This is a genomic window from Halococcus morrhuae DSM 1307, assembly GCF_000336695.1.
Lineage (GTDB): Archaea > Halobacteriota > Halobacteria > Halobacteriales > Halococcaceae > Halococcus > Halococcus morrhuae.
Genome location: NZ_AOMC01000138.1, coordinates 1 through 1,816, shown reverse-complemented (window position 1 = coordinate 1,816; position 1,816 = coordinate 1). Strand labels below are relative to the sequence as shown.

At 58.5% G+C, this 1,816-nt stretch carries 2 protein-coding genes; both read right to left on the bottom strand.

All coding sequences use genetic code 11. The features are described 5' to 3' along the window. Window positions 1-34 precede the first annotated feature (34 nt). Window positions 35-1,339 (bottom strand): hypothetical protein, encoded by a 1,305-nt coding sequence (locus C448_RS11725; protein WP_004055023.1) that lies wholly within the window; start codon window positions 1,337-1,339, stop codon window positions 35-37. Next, window positions 1,336-1,704 carry a DUF7344 domain-containing protein gene (locus C448_RS17235; protein WP_004055022.1) on the bottom strand — a complete coding sequence of 123 codons (369 nt, stop codon included), beginning with the start codon at window positions 1,702-1,704 and terminating at the stop codon, window positions 1,336-1,338. Before C448_RS17235 ends, C448_RS11725 begins: the two co-directional genes overlap by 4 nt. Between the last annotated feature and the right edge of the window lie 112 nt (window positions 1,705-1,816).

The following is a 1,816-nucleotide window of genomic DNA, read 5'->3' as shown; positions in this document are numbered from 1 at the left end:
CCTGCTGGACGGCGTCGGGACTGTGTCAATGTGATCAACTGAATTTCCCTCGTCGGTTCGAGTCGGCTCCCGAAGGGGAGGGCAATCCGACAACGCCGGAAAAACATCGTTCGGAACCAACGAGGATGTCATAGAATAAATGGCAAAGACAACCGAAGTGAGCTAGTCGGCGTTTTTTCCGGTCTGTCCTAACAGTTTCACGATGAAGAGAGTGCCATCGAGGGCGAGAACGGTCAGCGTGTCGCCACCGTTTCTGTACCGTCTCTTGAATTGCTTCCTGGGAGTTATTCGCGCTCGGGGAGTTGTGATCGTTGAGAAAGAACGGTCCAATCGTCAGCGTTCGATTCATGACAGTGAGCAGCCGGAGCAGGTAGGCCAACAGGAGCGCGAACGGGAGCAGTGAGAACGCGAACACGACGCCCACGAACAGAAAGCCCGTACTGATGCCGACCACATTGGTGACCCCGAACAGCCAGTCGGACACAGCGGTCGGGTCGAACAGGACCATCATGTACCCCGTGAGCGCGATTGCGGGCAACGCGGCATACAACACGGCGCGCCCGACGCCCACGAGTTCGCGCTGAAAATAGAGCGACTTGAAATACTCACGCGTCGGGCCGAAGAACAACAGCGTCTCGATGAGTTCGTCGAACTGTTCCATTGCTTCTTCTGAGAGTTCGTCCGCGTGTTCGTCGCGCAGCTGTCGCCCAAGATAGATTTTCCACGAGTAGTTGTGGTTGAGTACCGGCAACAATGCGCCGAAGGAGCCGAACGTCGGGTTTTCCAACTGCTCACGTTCGTCCTCGCTGTACGCGCGGACGGCATCGATGTACTCGGCGACCTCCCCGGTCCCGGAGGGATTGTCGCCATCGGCCATCACCCCATCCAAGTCGTCGAGTTCCTCTTCGACTGCTCTGGCGAGCGCCTGAAAGAACTCCGTGGGCTGTCCGGGGCTGACGCCGACATCGATGTGGTTCTCCGTGTCGCGGCGGAACTCCATCGAGTGGTTCATGTGGTCGCGGAAAGTCCCGAGGTCCGAGAGTTGCTGTGAGAGACCGAACTGCGAGAGCGTGAGCACCAATGTTACAGTCGTGATGATGCCGGTCATCAGCGCATAGAACAGCGTTCCAATGGTGCCGGTTGAGAGAAACTTCTGTATCGAGCGTGGACCGTACAGACCGAAAATCACGAACGCCACGAACGTCCCGACGAGCATGGCGGCGGCGACGGCGCGGCGGTCGCCCGTGATGAGCAACCACTGGGTAACTCGGTTGTTCCCGGCCTGTTCGACCATCGTCTCCGGCGGTTGTGAAATGTCGTACGATTCCGTCTCACTCATTGTTGGCCACCACGGCCGTCTCTCGGATGAGTGACTTCGTGACGATAAGTCGCCGACTCCGTTCGCCCCACAGTCGCTCCCGATTCAGCGTCTCCTGCAACGTTTCCGAACGATTTCTCCATCGGCCCGTTCGACGTGTCCCGTATCGTCGCGCGCCAGTGGTCGTACTCAACGAGACCCGCATCCGCGAGCGTCGGCAGGTCTCTGTAGTGCAGTCCGACGGCGACCGCCTCGCGGTGCTTCTCGGGTTCGAGCGTTTCTCGTGATGGTTCCGAGTCACTCTCGCGTCGTCTTTCCAATTCGTGTGCGGACACTTCGCCGACGAGGGCATCGAACGAAACGGTTCCATCGGGGGCGTCGGTCACACAATCGAGTATCGTTCGACATCGGTGATTGGCGACGGGAGCATATGATTCACTGATCGTCGTCAGGTGGTCAGCAGTCGTGGTACGACTCGTTCTCTCGATAGGTGATGAG

Coding starts and splice junctions, on each gene's coding strand:
- C448_RS11725 (WP_004055023.1), bottom strand. CDS start 1,339: ATGAGTGAGACGGAATCGTACGACATTTCACAACCGCCGGAGACGATG.